Raw genomic sequence first — 22,058 nt, 5'->3', positions numbered from 1 at the left:
TCTTCTCCGCCTCGCGGACCCCGGTCCGGGCGGCGTACCGACGGTAAGGCCCTGGCCTGGGTGCGAATCACCAGGCCAGGGCCTTCTTCTGTTCTCCCGGAGTGGCCGGGCATTCGCCGGCGCCATTCGCGTCCACCGGGGACCGGCTGACAGGAGCAGTCCTCGGCGGTACGCTGTGGGCGCTCGGAATCCGAGCCGAATATCCATTTTTGTCATTCAGCCGGATTTCTGCCGGACTCCCGGCAGTGATGCCGTAGACGTTTTGCCGCGCCCGAGTTGGCGATCCTCCGTTACGGTGAGTGTCGCTTTCGTCGTGTCCGGTAATCGTCAATGCATCACGACGAAGAGATTGTGTCGAGAGAGAGGGCATTGATGCATCGGCCCAGAATGTCTAGATGGCGGCTGTTCTCCGCCGTCGCACTCGGCGTCCTGCCGGTTCTCGCCGCCGCGCCGTCCACGGCGGCCGTTCCCGGGGAGCCGGGGCTGCTGCCGCGGGCGTCGACGACATTCGAGCACGAGTTGCTCGGAAAGGCGCTTCCCGACGAATGTTTCGCCGGGATCGGGCAGCCCTATCCGGCCGGCCCGCCGTGTGCGCAGGGACAGGCCAAGGTCAACCAGGCGTACGTGTGGTCGCTCGCCCAGGCCAACAATCGCCTGTGGTTCGGCACCGGAGCAAATGTTAACTGCATCGTAACGGGTTCGACTCTTTCCCTGCCGAACCCGCGGCTGAACGACGACTATGTCTGCGAGTTCGCGAGCAGTCAGATTGTCGTACAGAACCCGACCATGCCGACAAACGTGGGCGACCACCGGCAGCCCCGGGTGTACGTCTACGACCTGGCCTCCAAAGTGCAGACGGAGAAGACCGGGGTCATCATGAACGCGTCGGCCGACGACGCGTCCAGGCTGAAGAGGACGCTGGGCCTGCGGGCCGGCGGGACGCACCAGGGCGTCGTCCTGCTCGCCGGGCCGGCCCTCGGCCAGACGGTCAACATGTTCGCGTTCGACACGGCGACCGGCGACTACCTCGGCTCGGCCAACTTCACCAAGTACGGCAACATCCGCCACTTCCTCGTGGCCGGCGACGTCCTCTACGCGGGCGTCGGGGTCGGCGCCAACGGCCGGGACGGCGGGTACATGCTGCGCTGGGCCGGCGACCGGACCAACCCGTTCAACTTCGTCGAGGTCGGCAAGCTGCCCGCCCAGATCGCCGACCTGACGGAGCACGACGGTCGGGTCTTCGTCAGCACCTGGTCGGCGGCGACCGGCGGGTCGCTCGCCGCGCGTTCGACGGCCCGCACCGGCTGGGGCCGTCCCGGCGTCACGCCGGCCGACGAGCCCAACCCCGCCGTCGCCGGCGTCTGGATGAGCCCGCCGCTGGCCGACGGCGCGCCCGGCCTGACGGAGGAGGACACCGTCGGCTGGAAGCAGGTCTGGAGCGCGGCGTCCTACGAGCCGGACCCGGTCATCGCTGGCACGTACGGCCTCGGTGCGCTGATGTCCTACCAGGGCTACCTCTACTGGGGGACGATGCACGTCCCGATGAAGTCGACGAGCGTGGTCGCCGACCTGTACCCGCCGGCCGACGAGACCGCGGCGCGGGCGATGCTGGAGAACACCCAGCGCCCGGTGAGCATCTTCCGGGGCAAGCGGTTCGACACCGACCGGGAGAAGGTGGAGCTGCTCTACGGGGAGCGGGTGCTACCGGCGTACGACCCGACGGCGAACGAGGGCGCGGGCGCCTGGAAGTGGACCCCCACCGGCTACAAGCCGAAGTACGGCCACAGCGGGTTCGGCAACGTCTACACCAACTACACCTGGACCATGGCCGTCGCCGGCGGCCGGCTCTTCGTCGGCACGATGGACTGGAGCTACCTCGCGAAGGACCTGCTGCCCGAGGCCGCGCGGCAGATGGGCTTCGCCAACGCGGCGCGCGGGCTGAGCGACGACCTGGACCCGATCGAGATCGACCCCGAGCTCTACGGCGGCGACCTGTACGTGTTCGAGTCCAGCCTGCGGGGGGCCACCGCCGTGGACACGAAGGGGCTGGGCAACTACCTCAACTACGGCTTCCGCACCATGGTCGCCGACGGCTCGACCCTGTACCTCGGAATGGCCAACCCGATGAACCTGCGTACCGACCCGACGGACGACGTGCCGGAGGGCGGCTGGGAGCTGATCAGGCTCACCCCCACCGGACGCTGACCGATCCCGGGGGGCTGCCCGGCGGCACCGGGCGGCCCCCCGGGGCACTCAGAAGAGGGTGAGGGGCCCGACCGGCACCGGCTCGGGCAGCGCCTCGACGCCGGGCACGCGCCCGCGCACCTCGTCGTGGAACCGGCGGGCGAGCGCGGGCGCGTCGGCATTGTCCGGGGTGTGGACGAACACGGTGGGCGAGCGGCCCTCACGCAGCCAGCCGGCGACCACGTCGACCCAGTGCCGCCAGCCGCCGACGGTCCGCTCGGGGTCGTCGCGGCCGAGGTACCGCACGATCGGCCGGTCGGTCAGCGCGCGGGTCCGCAGCGGCAGGCGCGGCTTCCTCGTCCACGCCTCCCGCTCCGCGTCGCTGGTCGGTGGGCTCGCGAAGAACGCGGTGGTGTCGAACGGGATCCACTCGGCGTCGGTGACGGCGAGCGTCTCCTCGAGCAGCCGCGCCGCCTGGGCGTCGGCGAAGAACGCGGGATGGCGCACCTCCACGGCCTGCCGGTGGGACGCGGGGAGCCGGCGCAGGAACCGGGCCAGCGCGGGCACGTCGGCCGGGGCGAACGACCCCGGCAACTGGACCCAGAGCGCGTGGGCCCGGGGCCCGAGCGGCTCGATCGCGTCGAGGAAGGCGCCCAGCTCGGCGTCGGCGTCGGCGAGGCGGCGCTCGTGGGTGACGAGCTTGGGCAGCTTGACCACGAACCGGAAGTCGGGCCCGGTCTGCCGCGCCCACGACGCCACGGCGTCCCGGCTCGGGGTCGCGTAGAACGTCGTGTTCCCCTCGACCGCGTCGCACCAGCCGGCGTAGTGCCGCAGGCGCTCCTGGGCGGGCAGCGGGTGCGCCAGGAAGCGCCCCTGCCACGACCGGTGCGCCCACATCGCGCATCCCACGTGCAGCCGCATGGGCCAGACCCTATCCGGGCGCGCCGGGCCGGTGTCCGCCCCGGGTGGCACGGGCCCACCGGACTGGCGTCGGTGGTGTTGAATGTGGACATCCCGCCCGTCTGACGGAGGTGCGCATGTCGGAGCTTCAGCTGCTCGTGGAGCCTGCCGCGGCGGTCTCCGCCGAACGGGTCGACCAGCTCACCGGCGGGCTCGCCGACGACCTGCGGTCCGTGCGGGGGCTGCGCGTCGCGTACGCCCAGTCGCCCGCGACCACCCACGGCAAGTCGCAGCAGGCCTGGGAGTTGGGGATGCTGGCCGTCGGCGGCCTCTTCTCGGCCGCCACGATGCGCACGATCGCGCTGATCGCGGTGGCCTACGCCGACCGGATCAAGGCCCGGTCGGTCCGGCTGCGCCGGGGTGACCGGGAGCTGGTGATCACCGGGGCGACGAAGGTCGACGACGCGCTCGTCGCCCAGCTCGTCGCGCTGCTGGCCGACCCGCCCCCGGCCGCCGAGCCGGGCGCGCTGCCGCCTCCGCCCGCCGAGCCGGGCGCGCTGCCGCCGGCGGGGACGAGCGGCGGTGCCGCCGCCGGGGGCTGACCGTGGGACAGCGCCGCGCCCTGCTGATCGCCAACGACCGGTATGTCGACGAGGCGCTGAGCGACCTGTACGCGCCCCGGGAGGAGGCGCGGGACCTGCTGAGCCTGCTCGCCGACGCGGACATCGGCGCGTTCGACCAGACCGTGCTGCTGGAGAACGAGTCGAAGAGCTCGATCGAGCGGGCCATGGAGTCGATGCTGCGCGCGGCCGGCCCGGAGGACCTGGTCCTGCTCTACTTCTCCGGTCACGGGGTGCGCAGCAGCAAGCGGGGCCGGCTGCACCTGGCGGTGTCGAACACGGAGGTCGACCGGCTCTCCTCCACGGCGGTGTCGGCGTCGTTCGTCCGCGAGCTGCTCGACGAGTCGGACGCGGCGAGCTTCGTGCTCCTGCTCGACTGCTGCTACAGCGGCGCGTTCGAGGGGCAGGGCCTCAAGACCACCGACGACCTGGCCATCGACGGTGAGCTGAAGACCGGGTACGGCCGGTACGTGATCACCGCCACCAACTCGGTGGAGCGCGCCGACGACGGCCGCCCCGCGTCGGGGGGCGCGCCCCGGCTGCGCTCGGCGTTCACCGAGACGGTCATCCAGGGCCTCAGCACCGGTGCCGCCGACCTCACGGGCCAGGGCCGGATCACCCCGGACGACCTGTGGCGGTATGTGCGGATGGAGCTGCCGAGGCGCACGACGTCGCAGTCGCCGTCGCAGTTCGGGCAGGTCAGCGACGAGATCCACATCGCGCTGTCGCGGGAGGGCCACCACCGCCAGCGGCAGCGGCGCGACCACCGGGACCTGCGCCTCGGCGACCTGCTCGGGCCACTGGAGCCGACCGACGACGTGCGGCTCTGCGCGGTCGACTGGCGGCGGCGCGGGCTGCTCAAGGTGCCGGTCGGCCAGGCCCACCGGCTCGACCAGCCGGCCGGCGAACCGCTCTGGCTCGACCTCGCCTCGTCCGAGGGGCACCTGCTGGTGGTGGGTCGGGCCGGGACGGGCAAGACCACGCTGCTACGCACCATCGTCGGCGGGCTGGCGCTGACCCACTCCGACCAGGAGGTGGCCTTCCACTGCCTGGAGTCCGGCGGGAACTGGTTGGGCCCGATGCGCCGCCTGCCACACGTGCGCGAGGTCGTCGGCGACGACGAGGTCGCCGAGGTCGGCGCGCTGCTGGACCGGCTGGAGCGGGACGTCCTCGCCCGCAAGAAGCTGTTCCGCCGCTACGAGCTGGAGTCGCCGACGGGCCTGCGCGCCCGGCGCGCCACCCTGGACGGCGGGCCGTACCCGGACGTGTTCCTGGTGGTCGACCGCTGGCAGGACTTCGCCGCCCTGCTGCCGGACTTCACCGCCCGGGTGGTCGACCTGGCCAACAAGGGCCTGGGGTACGGCGTGCACGTGGCCGTCGTCGAGCGCAGCTGGCGGGCGATCCCGGAGGAGCTGCTGGAGCTGCCGCAGGCCAGGATCGAGACCCGGCTGTCCCAGCCGCAGGAGTCGCGGGTCAGCCCCGACCTGGCGGGGCGGCTGCCGGCGAACCTGCCGGGCTGGGCGATCCACGGCCGGCGCACCTTCCGCATCGCCCTGCCGGATCTGACGGTCAGCGACGCCGATCCGGAGACCGAAGCCCCCGGCGCGGTGGACGAGGCCGGGCTCATGGTGTCGCTGATCGCGCAGGCGTGGTCGAGCGCGCGGGAGCCCGAGGAGGCCGTCGCCGGCCGGCGGGTGCGGGCGCCGTTCTCCGGGCACACCGACGAGGCGCTGGCCCTGATCGGGGTGGCGGACCACGCGGCGCTGGTCGACTTCGCGGGCGCCGACGAGCCGCTCGGCCCGGACTTCCTGCGGCTGCCGATCGGCGTGGCGGAGGACGGCCGGCCGGTGCTGCTGGACCTGAAGGAGTCCGCCCGGGACGGGATGGGCCCGCACGGGGTGCTGGTCGGCGCGCCCGCGTCGGGCAAGGGCGAGCTCCTGCGGGCGCTCGTGCTCGGGCTGGCGGCCCGGCACTCCGTCGCCCGGTTCAACGTGCTGCTGATGGACTTCAAGGGCGGCGCGGCCTTCGCCGGGCTGGACGGGCTGCCGCACGTCGCCGGGCACGTCGCCAACCTCGCCGAGGACCCGGCCCTGGTCGACCGGCTGCGGGACGCGCTCGGCGGCGAGCTGGCCCGCCGGCAGGAGCTGCTGCGGTCCGCCGGCACGCTGCCGAACTGGTGGGCGTACGAGCAGGCCAGGGCGGCCGGTGCGGAGCTGGTGGAGCTGCCGGTGCTGCTGGTCGTCTGCGACGAGTTCGCCGACCTGCTCACCGTCCAGCCGGACCTGGGCGAGCTGTTCGCCCGGATCGGCCGGGTCGGCCGGGCGCTGGGCGTGCACCTGCTGCTGGCCGGCCAGCGGGTCGAGGAGAGCCGGCTGCGCGGGCTGGACACCTACCTGTCGTACCGGATCGCCCTGCGGACGTTCACGGCGCAGGAGAGCCGGCTGGTGATCGGGGTGCCCGACGCGTACGGGTTGCCGTCGCTCCCCGGGAGCGGCTACCTGCGCACCGGGTCGGGTGATCCGGTCCGGTTCCGGGCGGCGTACGTCTCGGGGCCGGTGGGCCTGCGCACCGGCTACGCGGAGCCGCCGCCGCCCGACCTGGCCGGGCACAGCCTCGCGGACATCGTGGTGGGCCGGCTGCGCGGCGCTGGACGCCGTGCCCGGCAGGTCTGGTTGCCGCCGCTGGACGCCTCGCCCACCCTGGGTGGGCTGCTGCCGCCGGTCGACCCGACCGCCCCCGGGCCGCCGGCCCACCTGCCGGGGTTCCTCGCCGTGCCCGTCGGGGTCGTCGACCGCCCCTACGAGCAGCGCCGCGACCCGCTGACGGTGGAGCTGGCCGGCGCGGGCGGGCACGTCGCCGTGGTGGGCGCGCCGCTGACCGGCAAGAGCACGCTGGTGCTGACGGTGGTGGCCGCGCTGGCGCTGACGCACAGCCCCCGGGAGGTGCAGTTCTTCTGCCTCGACTTCGGCGGCGGGCGGCTGGGCGTCCTCGCCGGGTTGCCGCACGTGTCCGGGGTGGCCGGGCGGCGTGACGTCGAGGCGGTGGGCCGGACCGTCGCCGAGGTGGTGGGGATCCTCGACCGGCGCGAGGACCGGTTCGCGGAGCTGGGGATCGAGTCCATGGCGGCCTACCGCCGCCTGCGCGCCGAGGGCGCGTATCCCGACGACCCGTTCGGCGACGTGTTCCTCGTGGTCGACGGCTGGCCGACGCTGCGGCGGGAGCACGAGGAACTGGAGGAGGCCGTCGCCGACGTCGCCGTCCGTGGGCTGTCCTACGGGGTGCACCTGCTGGTCACCTCCGGCCGCTGGGGCGACTTCCGGCCCGGCCTGCGGGACCGCCTCGAAACCCGGCTGGAGCTGCGCCTCGCCGACCCGTACGAGTCGGAGATGGGCCGGCGGGCGGCGGCGAACGTCCCGGAGCGGTCCCCCGGGCGCGGCCTCGCGGGCGACCGGGCGCACTTCCTGGCCGCCCTGCCGCGCGTCGACGGCCGCGACGGCGTCGCCGACCTGGCGGAGGCGACGGCCGAGCTGGTGGCGGGGGTGGCCGCGGCGTGGCCGGGGGAGGCGGCGCCGCCGGTGCGGCTGCTGCCGCTGCGGCTGACGGTCGCCGAGCTGGACCGCGCGTGCCCCGCCGGGGAGCGGGGCCTGCCGATCGGACTGGACGAGGCGACGCTGGGCCCGGTGGTGCTCGACCCGGCGGCGGACCCGCACCTGGTCGTCTTCGGCGACGCCGAGTGCGGCAAGACGAACCTGCTCCGGCTCGTCGCCCGGCAGGTCGTCGCGCGTCACTCCCCGGCCGAGGCGCGGCTGGTGCTCGCCGACTACCGGCGGGGCCTGCTCGGCGCCGTCGAGGGGGAGCACCTGCTCGACTACGCCCCCTCCGAGCAGTCCTTCGCCCAGACGGTCGCGGAGATCCGTGCCGTCCTGCACGAACGGCTCCCGGGCCCGGACGTCACCCCGCAGCAGCTACGCGAACGGAGCTGGTGGCGGGGCCCGGAGCTGTTCGTCCTGGTGGACGACTACGACCTCATGGCGGCGGGTGGGACCAACCCGCTGCACGCCCTGCGGGAGCTGCTGCCGGTGGCGGGGGACGTCGGCCTGCACGTGGTGCTGGCCCGGCGGAGCGGCGGGGCGGGGCGCGCGATCTACGAGCCGGTGCTGCAGACCCTGCGGGAGTTGGGCTCGGCCGGGCTGCTGATGTCGGGCGACCGGGGGGAGGGGGCGATCCTCGGGAGCCTGCGTCCGCGTCCGCTGCCGCCGGGCCGGGGGGTGCTGGTCCGCCGCCGGGAGGGGCAGCAGTTGATCCAGACCGCGCTCGCGGAGGCGTGATCGTCAACTTCGGGTTGACGGTCTGAGGTGCGTCAACCTATGGTTGACGCATGACGGAAAACGCCCAGCTTCCCAGTTCGGTCCGGCTCGACGACCTCATCGCGGGGATCAAGAAGGCCCGCCCCGACGTGCTCGACCAGCTCACCGACGCGGTCGTGGTCGCCGACCACCTCGGCGACATCGCCGATCACCTCATCGGCCACTTCGTCGACCAGGCCCGCCGCTCCGGCGCGTCCTGGACGGAGATCGGCCGCAGCATGGGGGTCAGCAAGCAGGCCGCCCAGAAGCGTTCCGCCGCCAAGGCGGAGACCGCCGCCACGCTCGACCCGAGCGCCGGGTTCGGCCGGTTCACCCCGCGCGCCCGCAACGTGGTGCTGGCCTCGCAGGAGGAGGCGCGCGCCGCCGGCAACGCCGAGATCACCCCGGGACACGTCGCGCTCGGCCTGCTCGCCGAGCCGGAGGGACTGGCGGCCGCGTTGATCGCGGCCCGGGGCGTACCCCTGGAACGGGTCCGGGAGGCCGTCACCGCGACCCTGCCGGCGCAGGCCGACCCGGTCCCGGAGCTGGTCCCCTTCGACGCGCGGGCCAAGAAGGTGCTGGAACTGACGTTCCGGGAGGCGCTGCGCATGGGGCACAACTACGTCGGCACGGAGCACATCCTGCTCGCCCTGCTGGAGGAGGAGGGCGGCGACGGCGTGCTCGGCGGGCTCGGTCTGGAGAAGGACGCCATGGAGTCCGCCGTGGAGGGCGCGCTGGCCGAGCTCACCCGCAAGCGGGCCTGAGCCGCGTCGGGCACGCGCCACGGGGGTGCGTGCCCGACGCGCGGCGGGGGTCAGTCTTCGGCGGGGAAGCCGTAGCGGGCCGCGTGCTCCGGGTCGGCCGGGTCGACCTGCCGGATGCCGGCGTCGGCGAGCCGCTTGTTCACCTCGTCGAGCTGCTCCCGGACCAACCGGGCCTCCTCCTCGGTGACCCGCCCCCGGTGCGGCTTGCCGGCGTGCTCGATCGTGCCGTAGTCGATCTTCTCGGCACCCTTGCGGGCCTTCGGCGGGCGCACCCGCTCGGCGGTCTTCAGCAACTGGGCCATCGGCACGTCGGTGGCCAGCGCGTCGAACTCGCTGGCCGTCAGCACCACCCGGCGGGGCTCGCCGCCGCCGTGCCGGTCATGGATCTCGACCACCGCGACGTCCAGGGCCGCGTCGTCGATGCTCTCCACCTCCGTCGCCGTGGCGTCCAGCTGCACGGGCCCCGCGACCAGGTCGGGGTGCTCCAGCACCACGACGCGGACCACCTCGTCGTCCGGCTGCAGAACGGTGCCGCTGAAGTCGGAGACGTGGATCGTCTTCTTGCCCATGCGCGGAGCTTCTCCTGTCGGTGACCGGTTGTCGGACCAGAAGAAATTACCCGACAGGTGTGCGAAACAGCGGTCTGGACCGGACGGGTGTGTCGCCGCGGCGGCGCCCCGGCGGCACGACGCGCCGGGGGTGTGGGGCGCCGCCTACGATCACCGGGTGGACACCCCGGTCGCCGCCCCGCCGCCCCGGACCGAGGCCGAGGCGCTCGCCGTGCAGGACCGGCTGCGCCCGCTGGTGGACCTCACCGGGCCGGGACCCGCCGCGCCCGCGACGGTGGCCGGCCTCGACGTCGCGTACGCCGAGAGCGGCGACCGGCTCGCGGCGGCCGTCACCGTGCTGGACGCCCGGACGCTGGCCGTGGTGGACCAGGCGGTGAGTGTGGGCCGGCCCGCCTTCCCGTACGTCCCCGGGCTGTTCGCCTTCCGGGAGCTGCCCGCACTGCTGGCGGCGTTGGAACTGCTGACCGTCCGCCCGGAGCTGCTGGTCTGCGACGGGCACGGGCTGGCCCATCCGCGCCGGTTCGGGCTCGCCTGCCACCTGGGCGTGGTGACCGGCCTGCCGGCGATCGGGGTCGGCAAGACGCCGCTGGTGGGGCGGTGGGAGCCGCCGGCCGGGGCGCGTGGCGCCTCGTCCCCGCTGTGCGACGGCGGGGAGGTGGTGGGCCGGGTGCTGCGCACGCGGGACGGCGTGAAGCCGGTCTTCGTGAGCGTCGGGCACCGGATGGGACTGGAGAACGCGTGCGCCCGGGTGCTCGCGCTGACGCCGAGCTACCGGCTGCCGGAGACCACCCGCACCGCCGACCGGCTCTGCCGCGCCGCGCTCGCGAGCCGCAGCGGGGTGTGAGAAGGGGACCCTTCTCTACCGCAGGCGTTAACAAGGGGCCCCTCCTTTCCGCGCCGAGCCGCGATCGGCGACCGGTAGTAACCTGACCCGCGGACCCGGAAGGGAGAAACGGCGGTGATCATGGCACTACGTCGGCACGCGACGCGGCTCGCGGCGGTCTGCGTGATGCTGGGCGGCCTGGTGGCCGCCGGGGCGTCGCCGGCCCTGGCCGAGGGTGACTCGGTGCGGGTGCGCGCCACCGACAGCTTCCGGCCGGGCGGCTCGCCCGGCGCGGTCAACGTCGAGGTGCGCAAGCGCACCGAGGGCTGCGTGGTGCTGCGCACCGGGCTTGGCCTGAGCCTCGCCGGCCTCGCCGCCAACCAGGTCACCGTGCAGGTGAGCCTCGGGGGCCGCTGGGTCCCGGTGCCGGTCTCCGGCGGTGGCGGAACGGTCGCCACGGGCCGGTCCGCCCCGACGAACCCGACCCTGTGCAAGGGCAAGGGCGTCACCATGCGCTACCGGCTGACCTTCGCGGCGGGGGCACCGGGCGGCCGGCTCACGGTGGTCGGCGAGGCGGTCGACGGGCGGGGCCGGGCCATCGGCCGGGGGGCCGTCGCGTCCCGGGTGGTCGGGCCGCAGGCGGTGAAGCCGTCGCCCACCCCGAGCCGCAGCCCGTCGCGGTCGCCGAGCCCGAGCCCGACGGCGGAGCCCACGACCGACGCGCCGACGGCCGGGGAGCCGACCCTGGCCGCCGTCGCCGCCGGGGCCGCCGGGGCCGGCACCGTGGCCGCGGCCGAGGAGGGCTCCGGCGGGCTGTCCTGGATCATGCTCTTCGGCGTCGGCCTGGTCGTGCTGGGCGTCGGCCTGATCGTGCTGCTGGTGCGCCGGTCGCGGGCCGACCGGGAGCCGGCCGACGACGCCGACGCCGTCCCCGGCGTCCCGCTGCCGCGCAACCCCGGCGGCACCACCTACCGGTCGGCGACGCCCGCGACGCCCGCGCCGGGCCGGACGCCGCCGACCCCCGGGGTGTACGGCCGGCCGGCCGCGCCACCGTCCGGCGGGGTCTACGGCGCCCGCCCCGGTCCGTCGGCCGCTCCGCCGCCCACCGGCGGGGTCTACGGCGGCGGCGCGACGCAGCCCGGCGACGGTGGCGGGTCGGGGCCCGGCGAGCCGCCCGCGCCCGCCGGTGGGGGCGACGCGACGACGATCATGCCGCGCCTGCCCGGCTGAGGCCGGCGGCCCCCCGGTGCTCCGATACGCTCAGGCCGTTGGCGACCTGCGGCGAAGGAGCGAAGCGCGTGTCTGATCTGTCCCGGATCGTGAAGGCGTACGACGTCCGTGGGACGGTGCCGGACCAATGGGACGAACGGGTCGCCGAGGCCCTGGGGGCCGCCTTCGGGCAGGTGCTCGCCGCCGCCGGTGAGCCCGGCGACGCGGTCGTGATCGCGCACGACATGCGGGCCAGCGGGCCGGGCCTGGCGGAGGCGTTCGCCGCGGGCGTCCGGGCCGAGGGCCGCTCGGTGATCGAGTTGGGGCTCGCCTCCACCGACATGCTCTACTACGCCTCCGGCACCCTCGGCCTGCCCGGGGCGATGTTCACCGCCAGTCACAACCCGGCGCAGTACAACGGCATCAAGATGTGCCGGGCCGGCGCCCGCCCGATCGGCCAGGACAGCGGGCTGACCGAGATCCGGGACCGGGCGCAGGCCCTGCTCGACTCCGGGGCCGTCCGTCCGGCCGGCGCGCCGACGCGGCCGACGCAGCGGCGCGACCTGCGCCCGGAGTACGCGGCCCACCTGCGCAAGCTGGTCGACCTGTCCGGCATCCGGCCGCTGAAGGTCGTGGTCGACGCGGGCAACGGGATGGGCGGCTGGACGGTGCCGAGCGTGCTCGGCGACGCCGTGCTGCCCGCGCTGCCGCTGGAGATCGTGCCGCTCTACTTCGAGCTGGACGGCACCTTTCCCAACCACGAGGCCAACCCGCTGGACCCGGCCAACCTGGTCGACCTCCAGCGGGCCGTCCGCGAGCACGGCGCCGACTTGGGGCTGGCGTTCGACGGTGACGCCGACCGCTGCTTCGTGGTCGACGAGCGCGGCGAGCCGGTCTCCCCGTCGGCGATCACCGCCCTGGTGGCGGTCCGCGAGCTGGCCAAGCACCCCGGCTCCACGGTGATCCACAACCCGATCACCTCGCGCGCGGTGCCGGAGATCATCCGCGAGCACGGCGGCGAGCCGGTGGTGACCCGGGTCGGCCACTCCTTCATCAAGGCCGAGATGGCCCGCACCAACGCCGTCTTCGGCGGCGAGCACTCCGCCCACTACTACTTCCGCGAGTTCTGGTTCGCCGACACCGGCATGCTGGCCGCCATGCACGCGCTCGCGGCGCTCGGTGGGCAGGCCCTGCCCCTGTCCGAGCTGGCCCGCGAGTACGAGCGCTACGTCGCCTCCGGCGAGATCAACTCCACGGTGGCCGACCAGGCGGCGAGCATCGCGCAGGTGCGGGCCGCGTACCCGCAGGCGGCGGTCGACGAGCTGGACGGGCTGACCCTGAGCTTCCCCGACGGCGCCTGGTTCAACCTGCGCGCCAGCAACACCGAGCCGCTGCTGCGGCTGAACGTCGAGGCACCGACCGAGGAACGGATGATCTCCCTCCGCGACGAGGTGCTCGACCGGGTTCGCCGATAAGATCCCCTGCGCCGGCCGGCACCGCCGACCGCCGCCTACGCACCCGTGGAAGGAGCCGCACCATGGCCCTGGACCCGCAGTTGCTCGAGATCCTCGCCTGTCCGGACACACACCACGCCCCCCTCGACTACGACGCGGGGGCACAGACGCTGACCTGCACCGAGTGCGGGCGGATCTTCGAGGTGCGCGACGACGTGCCGGTGCTGCTGCTCGACGAGGCGCGCGGCGGACCCGCGCAGCAGTCGTGATGGAGGGGACGGCCGGTGTCAGCGGGCACCGGCACGCCGACGAGGCCCTGCTGGACAACCCGGACGCCCTCGCCGAGCACGACCCGGGCGGCATGCTGCGGTTCATGGCCTCGGCCGGGGCGCAGGTGCGGGAGTCCGCCGCTCTGGCGGCCGAGGCCAACCTCACCGTGCTCGCCGACGAGGGCCGCCCCCGGGCGGTCGTCATCGCCGGCATCGGCACCGCCGGGCGTACCGGGGACGTGCTGGCCACGGTCGCCGGGCCGCGCTGCCCGGTGCCGGTCATCCCGCACCGCAGCGCCGGTGTGCCCGGCTGGGTGGGCGCGGCCGACGTGGTGATCGCGGTCAGCGCCTCCGGCCGCAGCCCCGAGGCACTCGGCGCGGCCGAGGCCGCCCACCGTCGGGGGGCCCGCCTGGTCGCCGTCGGCGCGCCCGACTCGCAGTTGCAGTCGGTGGCCGAGCGGGCCCGGGCGCCGTTCATCCCGGTGCCCCGCCGCGCCCCGGCCCGGGCCAGCCTGTGGGCGCTCACCGTGCCGGTTCTGCTCGCCGCCCGTACGCTCGGGCTCGTGAAGGTCAACGAGGCGGATCTCGCGGAGACGGCGGCGCGGCTCGACGCCGACGCCGACCGCTGCCGTCCCACGGCCGAGTCGTTCGTCAACCCGGCGAAGTCGCTGGCCCTGGGGCTGGCCGGCTCGGTGCCGATCGTCTGGGGCTCGTCGCCGCTGGCGACCGTCGCGGCCCGCCGGTTCGGCGACACCCTGTCGGCCAACGCCCGCTACCCGGTGGTCAGCGGGGCGCTCGGCGAGGCCGGCCGGGGCCGCGTCGGCCTGCTCGATGGCGTGTTCGGCGGGCTGGCTGAGGGGGAGCGGGACATCTTCGCCGACCCGGGCGAGTCCGACGGCGACGGCACCCGGCTGCGGCTGGTGCTGCTGCGCGACGGCGGGCTCAACGCCGAGGACGACGCCGACGAGCCGCTGGCGGTCGAGGAGCGCCGGGCCGACGCCGTGCAGACGCTCGCCGAGCGGCGCGGGGTCCGCTGCGACGTGGTGACGGCCGAGGGCGGCTCCGCGCTGGAGCGGCTCGCCTCGCTGGTGGCGGTGCCCGACTTCGCCTCCGTCTACCTCGCCCTGGCACACGGGCTGGACCCGATGGCGGTTCCGGCCATCACCGAGATGAAGGAGCTGGCAAACCAGTGAGCACGTGCGGCATCGAACGGGGACAGCGGTGAGCGCCAACGGCGGCACGAAGGCGATCGTCGCGGCCCTGCTGGCCAACGTCGGCATCGCGGTCACGAAGTTCATCGCGTTCCTGTTGACGGGCTCCTCGTCGATGCTCGCCGAGTCGATCCACTCGGTGGCCGACTCGGGCAACCAGGGCCTGCTGCTGCTCGGCGGCAAGCGGGCCCGGCGCGAGGCCACCCCGCAGCACCCCTTCGGGTACGGCCGGGAGCGCTACGTCTACGCGTTCATCGTGGCCATCGTGCTGTTCAGCCTCGGCGGCCTGTTCGCGCTCTACGAGGCTTGGCACAAGGCGGCCGACCCGCACCCGATCGAGAGCTGGCAGTGGGTGCCGGTCGTCGTGCTGGTGGCGGCGATCGTGATGGAGAGCTTCTCCTTCCGCACGGCGATCGTGGAGTCGAACCTCATCCGGGGCAACCAGTCCTGGGTGCGGTTCATCCGCCGGTCCAAGGCCCCCGAGCTGCCGGTGGTGCTGCTGGAGGACTTCGGCGCGCTGGTCGGTCTGGTCTTCGCCCTGTTCGGCGTCGGGATGACCCTGATCACCGGCAACGGCATGTGGGACGCGGCCGGCACGGCGATGATCGGTGTGCTGCTGGTGGTCATCGCGGTCACCCTGGCGATCGAGACCAAGAGCCTGCTGCTCGGCGAGGGCGCCGAGGCGACCGACGTGGCGACCATCGAGCGGGCCGTCACCGACGGCCCGGAGGTGGAGCGGATCATCCACATGAAGACGCTCTACCTGGGCCCGGAGGAGCTGCTGGTGGCCGCGAAGATCGCGGTGCCGGCGTGCGAGAGCGCCGAGGAACTGGCCCGGGGGATCAACGCCGTCGAGGCGCGGATCCGGGCGGCTGTCCCGGTCGCCCGGGTGATCTATCTGGAGCCGGACATCTGGTCCGCCACGGCGCAGCGGGCCGGCACCGGTGCCGCCGCGCACACCGCCGTCGCCACGCCGGAGGCCGTCGCGCCGCAGGCGGCGGTGGCCGGCGCGGACGAGTCGCACGCCGGGGGCTGACCATGGAACCGCTGCACGGCCCGATCCGGGACTACGCCTGGGGTTCGCGCTCGGCGATCGCCGGGTTGCAGGGGCGGTCGGTGCCGAGCCCCGGGCCGGAGGCGGAGCTGTGGCTGGGCGCGCACCCGGGTGCCCCGGCCAGCGTGCAGCGCGACGGCGAGCCGGTGAGCCTGCTCGACGTGCTGGCGGCCGAGCCGGGGCGCTGGCTCGGCGAGCAGTCGGTGCGCCGATTCGGCCCCCGGCTGCCGTTCCTGCTCAAGGTGCTCGCCGCCGAGACCCCGCTGAGCCTGCAGGCGCACCCCGACGCGGAGCAGGCCCGCGCCGGGTACGCGGCCGACGCGGCGCGTCCGGTGGGGGAGCGCAACTACGTCGACCCCCACCACAAGCCGGAGCTGCTGGTCGCGCTCACGCCGTTCTCGGCGCTGTGCGGCTTCCGCGACCCGGCGGTGTCGGCCGCGGCGCTGGCCGCCTTCGGCGTACGGGCGCTGGAGCCGGTGGTGGCGGCGCTGCACGAGGGCCCGGCGGGGCTGCGGGAGGCCGTCCGGCTGCTGCTGAGCTGGCCGGAGGCCGAGCGGGCGGGGCTGGTGGAGGCCGTGCTCGCCGCGGGGGCCGCCGGGCCGGACGCGGCGCTGGCGCACGCGCTGGCCGCCCACTACCCCGGCGACCCCGGGGTGCTGGTGGCGCTGCTGCTGCACCACGTGCGGCTCGCGCCGGGGGAGGCGATCTGGATGCCGGCCGGCAACCTGCACGCCTACCTGCGCGGCACCGGCGTGGAGATCATGGCGGCCAGCGACAACGTGCTGCGCGGCGGCCTGACCCCGAAGCGGGTCGACGTCGACGAGCTGCTGCGGGTGCTGCGCTTCGAGGTGCTCGGCGACCCGCTGGTGACCCCGGAGCAGGTGGCGCCGGGCGTGGTGCGCTGGCCGGTGCCGGTCGACGACTTCGCGCTGTGCCGGGCGGTCGTGGCCGGTGCGCCGGTGCGGCTCGCGGTGCCGGGGCCCCGCGTGGTGCTCTGCCGCGCCGGGAAGGTCTCGGCCGACGACGGGACGGGCGCGGTGATCCTCGCTCCGGGGCAGGCCGCGATCGGCCCCGCCGACGCGGGGCCGCTCGTCCTCGACGGCGAGGGCGAGGCGTACGTGGCGACCAGCGGGTTGGACCGAGGCGCCCTAGGGCCCGGCTAAAGCCGGGCTTGGGTCCGGCTTGGCCTGGCGTGTCTGAGGCTCGTCCGGCCTGCCTGCGGCGGGGCACCCGACAGCGGCGGGTGCGCCGGGATCGGCCTGGCGGATCCCGGCGACACAAATCGGATATTCCCGAAATGACTTGACGACGCGCTGCCTCCGGGTAACTTCTTAGGTGCGCAGCGTCACCGCGACGAAGGTCCGGCGGCGCGCGGGGAACCAAACCGGGGGGATGCACGGGGCGGCCGGACCGTGGGCGGACAGTCCGCTCGCGACCGACCGCCCCGTGCGCTGTCCGTCTCCGCGCGTAAGGTGGAGGGTCGCGCAGCACTTCGTTCGTTCGACAGGAGCTTCCATGACCAGCACCCTCCCGGCGGCCCACCACGGCACGCCGTCCGAGGCCCGGCCGAGCACCCTCGCCGAGGGCGACTACAAGGTGGCGGATCTGTCGCTCGCCGAGTTCGGGCGCAAGGAGATCCAGCTCGCCGAGCACGAGATGCCGGGCCTGATGGCGATCCGCCGCGAGTTCGCGCAGGCGCAGCCCCTCGCCGGGGCGCGCATCACCGGCTCCCTGCACATGACGATCCAGACCGCCGTGCTGATCGAGACCCTGGTCGCGCTCGGCGCGCAGGTCCGCTGGGCGTCGTGCAACATCTTCTCCACTCAGGACCACGCCGCCGCCGCGATCGTCGTCGGCCCGGACGGCACCCCCGACGCGCCGGCCGGCGTCCCGGTCTACGCCTGGAAGGGCGAGAGCCTCCAGGAATACTGGTGGTGCACCGAGCGGGTGCTCGACTGGCCCGACGGTCAGGGCCCCAACATGATCCTCGACGACGGCGGCGACGCGACCCTGCTCGTCCACAAGGGCGTCGAGTTCGAGAAGTCCGGTGTCGTGCCGCCGGTGGAGTCGGCCGACTCCGAGGAGTACGCGGTCATCCTGGAGGTGCTGCACCGCTCCCTCGCCTCCAACGGGCAGCGGTGGACCCGGATCGCCGCCGGCATCAAGGGCGTGACCGAGGAGACCACCACCGGCGTGCACCGGCTCTACGAGATGCACCGCGCCGGCACGCTGCTCTTCCCGGCCATCAACGTCAACGACTCGGTCACCAAGAGCAAGTTCGACAACAAGTACGGCTGCCGCCACTCGCTGATCGACGGCATCAACCGGGCCACCGACGTGCTGATCGGCGGCAAGATGGCCGTCGTGCTCGGCTACGGCGACGTGGGCAAGGGCTGCGCCGAGTCGCTGCGCGGCCAGGGCGCCCGGGTCGTGGTGACCGAGGTCGACCCGATCTGCGCCCTTCAGGCGGCGATGGACGGCTACCAGGTCGCCACCCTGGACGACGTCGTCGAGCAGGCCGACATCTTCATCACCGCCACCGGCTGCTTCGACGTCATCACCAACGAGCACATGGCCCGGATGAAGCACCAGGCCATCGTCGGCAACATCGGGCACTTCGACAACGAGATCGACATGGCCGGCCTGGCCAAGCGCTCCGACGTCGAGCGGATCAACATCAAGCCGCAGGTTGACCTGTGGCGGTTCGCCGACGGGCACGCGATCATCGTGCTCTCCGAGGGTCGCCTGCTGAACCTGGGCAACGCCACCGGCCACCCGAGCTTCGTGATGTCGAACTCGTTCGCCAACCAGACGATCGCCCAGATCGAGCTGTTCACCAAGACCGAGGAATACCCGATCGGCGTCTACGTGCTGCCGAAGCACCTCGACGAGAAGGTCGCCCGGCTGCACCTCGGTGCGCTCGGCGCGAAGCTGAGCACGCTGACCAAGGAGCAGGCCGCCTACCTGGGCGTCTCCCCGGAGGGCCCGTTCAAGCCGGAGCACTACCGGTACTGAGCCAGCACGACAGGGACCGGGTCGGCCGCACGGCGGCGGGCCCGGTCCCTTCGCGTGCGGGGGTCGCGGCGGCGGCCCCGCGGTGCGCCGTGGCCGGGCGGGTGACGTGGCGAAGAACAACTTGACGGAGCCGGGTCGACGGGAGGAAGGTATGGCTGCCCTAAGTTAACCGAGGCAACCTGATCGATCACGGAGCACCGATGTTCGCCACCTACCTGATCGGCCTGCGCGAGGGCCTGGAAGCGACCCTCGTGGTCAGCATCCTGGTCGCCTTCCTCGTGAAGTCGCAGCGCCGGGACCGGCTGCCGCAGGTGTGGGGCGGCGTCGGGCTCGCGGTGGCGCTGTCGGTGCTCTTCGGCTGGCTGATCGAATACACCTCGACCTCGCTGCTGGCCCGCTCGGAGGACCGGGAGCTGTTCGAGGCGGTCACCTCGGTGGCGGCCGTCGTCTTCGTCACCTGGATGATCTTCTGGATGCGCCGGGCGGCCCGCACGATGGCCGGCGAGCTGCGCGGCCGGCTCAGCGAGGCGCTCGCGGTCGGCTCCCTCGCGGTCGCCGGGATGGCCTTCCTCGCCGTGATCCGCGAGGGGCTGGAGACCGCGCTCATCTTCTACTCCGCCGCCCAGGGCGCGGCCGGCGACAGCGGCCCGCTGCTGGCCCTGCTCGCCGGCATCGCCAGCGCCGTGGCGATCGGCGTGGGTCTCTACTTCAGCGCCCTGCGGATCAACCTGTCGACGTTCTTCACCTGGACCGGCGCGCTGCTGATCCTGGTCGCCGCCGGCATCCTCAAGTACGGCGTGCACGACTTCCAGGAGGCCGGGGTCCTGCCGGGCCTCAACGACCTGGCCTTCGACATCAGCGCGACCCTCGACCCGAGCACCTGGTACGCCGCCCTGCTCGCCGGGATGTTCAACGTGACCCCCGCCCCGAGCGTGCTGGAGACGGTCGCCTGGGTCGCGTACGCGGTGCCGGTGCTGGTGCTCTTCCTGCGCCGCCCCGCCCCTCCCGCCGGCGCGAGCGCGCCCGCCCCGTCGGCGGGTGCCGCCGGCGTCACCGAGCCCACCGGAACGGCGCCCGCGTCGCCGCGCGCCTGACCATCCCGAGGAGAAACCCCGATGCGTACCACCCGCTTCCTGGTGCTCGCCGCCGCCGGCGCGCTCGCCACCACCGGCCTCGCCGCCTGCGGCGGGCAGGAGAAGGACGCCGGCACGGCCGACGGCGGCCCGATCGCCGTCAAGGCGAGCGACACCGCCTGCGAGGTCGGCCGGACCGAGCTGGCCGCCGGCCAGACCGTCTTCGAGGTGACGAACTCCGGCGCGAAGGTGACCGAGTTCTACGTCTACGCCGCCGGGGACCGGGTGATGGGCGAGGTCGAGAACATCGCCCCCGGGCTCAAGCGCGAGCTGCGCGTGGAGCTGCCCGCCGGGACGTACGAGACGGCCTGCAAGCCCGGGATGAGCGGCAAGGGGATCCGGGGGGCGCTGAAGGTCAGCGGCACCGCCGCGACCGTCGCCCCCGACGCCGCGCTGGCCGAGGCCACCGCGAGCTACCAGCGGTACGTGGCCAGCCAGACCGCCGCGCTGCTGACGAAGACCGAGGAGTTCGTCGCCGCCGTCAAGGCCGGCGACGTGGCCAAGGCCAAGGCGCTGTACCCGGTGGCCCGCACCTACTGGGAGCGGATCGAGCCGGTCGCGGAGAGCTTCGGCGACCTCGACCCGAAGATCGACGGCCGCGAGGAGGTCGTCGAGGAGGGCATGGAGTTCACCGGCTTCCACCGGATCGAGAAGGACCTCTGGACCACCGGCGACATCAGCGCCGACGGCCCGATCGCCGACCAGCTGCTCACCGACGTCAAGGCGATCGTCGCCAAGGCCAACGCCGAGAAGCTCACCCCGCTCCAGCTCGCCAACGGCGCGAAGGCGCTGCTCGACGAGGTCGCCAGCGGCAAGATCACCGGCGAGGAGGAGCGGTACTCGCACACCGACCTGTGGGACTTCAACGCCAACCTGGAGGGCTCGAAGGCCGCCATCGCCGCGCTGCGCCCGGCCCTGGAGCAGCGCGCCCCCGAGCTGGTCACCCAGCTCGACGCCGAGTTCGCCAACGTGGAGACGGCGCTGGGCAGGCACCGCGACGGCGACGGCTGGAAGCTGCACACCGCGCTGAGCAAGGCCGAGCTGAAGGAGCTGTCCGACAGCATCAACGCGCTGGCCGAGCCGATCAGCAAGGTCGCCGCGGTCGTCGCCCGGTGACGTACGTCCCCGGCGCACGCGCCGACGAGCAGGAAGGGGTGCAGCGATGAGCGCGAGCAGACTGTCCCGGCGGCGGGCGATCACGCTCGCCGGCGCGGGGGTCGCCGGGGTGGCGGGCGTCGCCGCCGGGGCCGGCGCGCTGGTCCGCGGCGGGGCGGAGCGCGCCTCGGCCGACCAGGGCGCGGCGGCCGGCGCGGTGCCCTTCCACGGCGAGCACCAGGCTGGCATCACCACCCCGGCCCAGGACCGGCTGCACTTCGTCGCCTTCGACGTGGTCACCAAGGACCGGGCCCGCCTGGTCGAGCTGCTCGGCGAGTGGACGGCCGCCGCCGCCCGGATGACCGCCGGGAAGGACGCCGGGGTGATCGGCGCGGTCGGCGGCGTGCCGGAGGCCCCGCCGGACGACACCGGCGAGGCGCTCGGGCTGCCCCCGTCCCAGCTCACCCTCACCATCGGCTTCGGGCCGACGCTGTTCCGCGACGCCCAGGGGCGGGACCGGTTCGGCCTCGCCGACCGCCGGCCCGCCGCGCTGGTCGACCTGCCGCACTTCGCCGGGGACGCGCTGCGGCCGGAGATCTCCGGCGGCGACCTCTGCGTGCAGGCCTGCGCCAATGACCCCCAGGTGGCGGTGCACGCCATCCGCAACCTGGCCCGCATCGGCATGGGCGTGGTCAGCGTCCGCTGGTCGCAGCTCGGGTTCGGGCGCACCTCGTCGACCTCGACGGGGCAGGCGACCCCGCGCAACCTGTTCGGCTTCAAGGACGGCACGGCCAACCTCAAGGCCGAGGACGGCGGGCTGCTGCGCGAGCACCTGTGGGTGCAGCCCGGCGACGGCCCGGACTGGATGACGGGCGGGTCGTACCTGGTCACCCGGAAGATCCGGATGCTCGTCGAGACCTGGGACCGCAGCTCGCTGGTCGAGCAGGAGCAGATCGTCGGCCGGACCAAGGGCAGCGGCGCGCCGCTGGGCAAGGGGGACGAGTTCGACGAGCCCGACTTCGCCGCGAAGGGCGACGACGGCCAGCCGGTGATCGCCGCGACGTCGCACGTGCGGCTGGCCCACCCCGACGCCAACGACGGGGCGCGGCTGCTGCGGCGGGGCTACAACTTCGTGGACGGCTCCGACGGGCTGGGCCGGCTCGACGCCGGGCTGTTCTTCATCGCCTACCAGCGGGACCCGCGCAAGCAGTTCGTGCCCATCCAGACCCGGCTGGCCCGCAACGACGCGATGAACGAATATCTGCGGCACGTCTCCAGCGGCATCTTCGCCTGCCCGCCGGGCGTACGCGACGGCGGCGACCACTGGGGGCGGGCCCTGTTCGGCTGACGAGGTGGCCCGCCGGCGACTCCCGGGACGGTGCCGGTCCCACCGACCGGAACGGGGATGGAAG

General features: G+C 74.1%; 17 protein-coding genes. 15 read left to right on the top strand and 2 right to left on the bottom strand.

The genetic code is table 11. The annotated features are described in order from the left end of the window. The first annotated feature begins 387 nt into the window (after window positions 1-387). Entirely contained in the window at window positions 388-2,205 is a 1,818-nt protein-coding gene (locus tag ACVMYR_RS09045) for a hypothetical protein (RefSeq protein ID WP_431896253.1), read from the top strand. 48 nt (window positions 2,206-2,253) lie between these two features. On the opposite strand, the gene ACVMYR_RS09040 is transcribed toward ACVMYR_RS09045, so the two are convergent. Then, window positions 2,254-3,081 carry a DUF72 domain-containing protein gene (locus ACVMYR_RS09040; RefSeq protein ID WP_457121735.1) on the bottom strand — a complete coding sequence of 276 codons (828 nt, stop codon included), beginning with the start codon at window positions 3,079-3,081 and terminating at the stop codon, window positions 2,254-2,256. 140 nt (window positions 3,082-3,221) lie between these two features. Between ACVMYR_RS09040 and ACVMYR_RS09035 the strand changes: the two genes are divergently transcribed. From ACVMYR_RS09035 to ACVMYR_RS09025, 3 genes are read left to right on the top strand one after another with little or no spacing between them, the layout of a single operon-like run. Next, window positions 3,222-3,686: a hypothetical protein gene (locus ACVMYR_RS09035; RefSeq protein WP_457121540.1), complete on the top strand. Its 465-nt coding sequence runs from the start codon at window positions 3,222-3,224 to the stop codon at window positions 3,684-3,686. A 2-nt stretch (window positions 3,687-3,688) separates the two neighbouring features. Next, entirely contained in the window at window positions 3,689-8,032 is a 4,344-nt protein-coding gene (gene eccCb, locus ACVMYR_RS09030; protein WP_457121539.1) for a type VII secretion protein EccCb, read from the top strand. 50 nt (window positions 8,033-8,082) lie between these two features. Further along, complete coding sequence (locus ACVMYR_RS09025) at window positions 8,083-8,814, top strand: Clp protease N-terminal domain-containing protein (protein WP_077936367.1); 732 nt, start codon at window positions 8,083-8,085, stop codon at window positions 8,812-8,814. A 50-nt stretch (window positions 8,815-8,864) separates the two neighbouring features. On the opposite strand, the gene ACVMYR_RS09020 is transcribed toward ACVMYR_RS09025, so the two are convergent. Beyond that, on the bottom strand, window positions 8,865-9,383 hold the full coding sequence (locus ACVMYR_RS09020) for a hypothetical protein (RefSeq protein WP_091284052.1): 519 nt from the start codon (window positions 9,381-9,383) through the stop codon (window positions 8,865-8,867). A gap of 157 nt (window positions 9,384-9,540) precedes the next feature. On the opposite strand from ACVMYR_RS09020, the gene nfi reads away from it, so the two are divergent. From nfi to efeB, 11 genes are all read left to right on the top strand, one after another. Next, window positions 9,541-10,227 (top strand): deoxyribonuclease V, encoded by a 687-nt coding sequence (gene nfi, locus ACVMYR_RS09015; RefSeq protein WP_457121538.1) that lies wholly within the window; start codon window positions 9,541-9,543, stop codon window positions 10,225-10,227. A 120-nt stretch (window positions 10,228-10,347) separates the two neighbouring features. Beyond that, window positions 10,348-11,436 carry a hypothetical protein gene (locus tag ACVMYR_RS09010; RefSeq protein ID WP_457121734.1) on the top strand — a complete coding sequence of 363 codons (1,089 nt, stop codon included), beginning with the start codon at window positions 10,348-10,350 and terminating at the stop codon, window positions 11,434-11,436. A 68-nt stretch (window positions 11,437-11,504) separates the two neighbouring features. Further along, the gene (locus tag ACVMYR_RS09005; protein WP_077936369.1) at window positions 11,505-12,890 is read left to right on the top strand and encodes a phosphomannomutase/phosphoglucomutase; all 1,386 of its coding nucleotides are present in this window, start codon (window positions 11,505-11,507) and stop codon (window positions 12,888-12,890) included. 62 nt (window positions 12,891-12,952) lie between these two features. Beyond that, a complete protein-coding gene (locus ACVMYR_RS09000; RefSeq protein ID WP_043962058.1) occupies window positions 12,953-13,138 on the top strand; it encodes a Trm112 family protein in 186 nt (61 codons plus the stop codon). After that, window positions 13,135-14,331 (top strand): SIS domain-containing protein, encoded by a 1,197-nt coding sequence (locus ACVMYR_RS08995; protein WP_043962059.1) that lies wholly within the window; start codon window positions 13,135-13,137, stop codon window positions 14,329-14,331. Before ACVMYR_RS09000 ends, ACVMYR_RS08995 begins: the two co-directional genes overlap by 4 nt. A 28-nt stretch (window positions 14,332-14,359) precedes the next feature. Next, window positions 14,360-15,385 (top strand): cation diffusion facilitator family transporter, encoded by a 1,026-nt coding sequence (locus ACVMYR_RS08990; protein ID WP_457121537.1) that lies wholly within the window; start codon window positions 14,360-14,362, stop codon window positions 15,383-15,385. 2 nt (window positions 15,386-15,387) lie between these two features. Beyond that, the gene (gene manA, locus ACVMYR_RS08985) at window positions 15,388-16,566 is read left to right on the top strand and encodes a mannose-6-phosphate isomerase, class I (protein ID WP_457121536.1); all 1,179 of its coding nucleotides are present in this window, start codon (window positions 15,388-15,390) and stop codon (window positions 16,564-16,566) included. Window positions 16,567-16,918: 352 nt separating this feature from the next. Then, entirely contained in the window at window positions 16,919-18,418 is a 1,500-nt protein-coding gene (gene ahcY, locus ACVMYR_RS08980) for an adenosylhomocysteinase (RefSeq protein ID WP_457121535.1), read from the top strand. 200 nt (window positions 18,419-18,618) lie between these two features. Further along, window positions 18,619-19,512, top strand: a complete 894-nt coding sequence (gene efeU, locus ACVMYR_RS08975) for an iron uptake transporter permease EfeU (RefSeq protein WP_077936374.1) — start codon at window positions 18,619-18,621, stop codon at window positions 19,510-19,512. 21 nt (window positions 19,513-19,533) lie between these two features. After that, complete coding sequence (gene efeO, locus ACVMYR_RS08970; RefSeq protein ID WP_457121534.1) at window positions 19,534-20,667, top strand: iron uptake system protein EfeO; 1,134 nt, start codon at window positions 19,534-19,536, stop codon at window positions 20,665-20,667. A 46-nt stretch (window positions 20,668-20,713) separates the two neighbouring features. After that, window positions 20,714-21,994: an iron uptake transporter deferrochelatase/peroxidase subunit gene (gene efeB, locus ACVMYR_RS08965; protein WP_077936376.1), complete on the top strand. Its 1,281-nt coding sequence runs from the start codon at window positions 20,714-20,716 to the stop codon at window positions 21,992-21,994. The last annotated feature ends 64 nt before the right edge of the window (window positions 21,995-22,058 follow it).

The sequence above is a fragment of the Micromonospora sp. PTRAS2 genome (assembly GCF_054052245.1).
Note: the sequence above shows the minus strand (reverse complement) of the source record. Positions and strands in the feature narration are given on the sequence as shown.

Bases quoted from the DNA above. Each gene is read 5' to 3' on its own strand.
- ahcY (WP_457121535.1), top strand. From the start codon at position 16,919: ATGACCAGCACCCTCCCGGCGGCCCACCACGGCACGCCGTCCGAGGCC.
- ACVMYR_RS09040 (WP_457121735.1), bottom strand. From the start codon at position 3,081: ATGTGGGCGCACCGGTCGTGGCAGGGGCGCTTCCTGGCGCACCCGCTG.
- efeO (WP_457121534.1), top strand. From the start codon at position 19,534: ATGCGTACCACCCGCTTCCTGGTGCTCGCCGCCGCCGGCGCGCTCGCC.
- efeB (WP_077936376.1), top strand. From the start codon at position 20,714: ATGAGCGCGAGCAGACTGTCCCGGCGGCGGGCGATCACGCTCGCCGGC.
- ACVMYR_RS09020 (WP_091284052.1), bottom strand. From the start codon at position 9,383: ATGGGCAAGAAGACGATCCACGTCTCCGACTTCAGCGGCACCGTTCTG.
- ACVMYR_RS09010 (WP_457121734.1), top strand. From the start codon at position 10,348: ATGGCACTACGTCGGCACGCGACGCGGCTCGCGGCGGTCTGCGTGATG.
- ACVMYR_RS09035 (WP_457121540.1), top strand. From the start codon at position 3,222: ATGTCGGAGCTTCAGCTGCTCGTGGAGCCTGCCGCGGCGGTCTCCGCC.
- ACVMYR_RS09000 (WP_043962058.1), top strand. From the start codon at position 12,953: ATGGCCCTGGACCCGCAGTTGCTCGAGATCCTCGCCTGTCCGGACACA.
- efeU (WP_077936374.1), top strand. From the start codon at position 18,619: ATGTTCGCCACCTACCTGATCGGCCTGCGCGAGGGCCTGGAAGCGACC.
- ACVMYR_RS09025 (WP_077936367.1), top strand. From the start codon at position 8,083: ATGACGGAAAACGCCCAGCTTCCCAGTTCGGTCCGGCTCGACGACCTC.
- ACVMYR_RS09045 (WP_431896253.1), top strand. From the start codon at position 388: ATGTCTAGATGGCGGCTGTTCTCCGCCGTCGCACTCGGCGTCCTGCCG.
- manA (WP_457121536.1), top strand. From the start codon at position 15,388: ATGGAACCGCTGCACGGCCCGATCCGGGACTACGCCTGGGGTTCGCGC.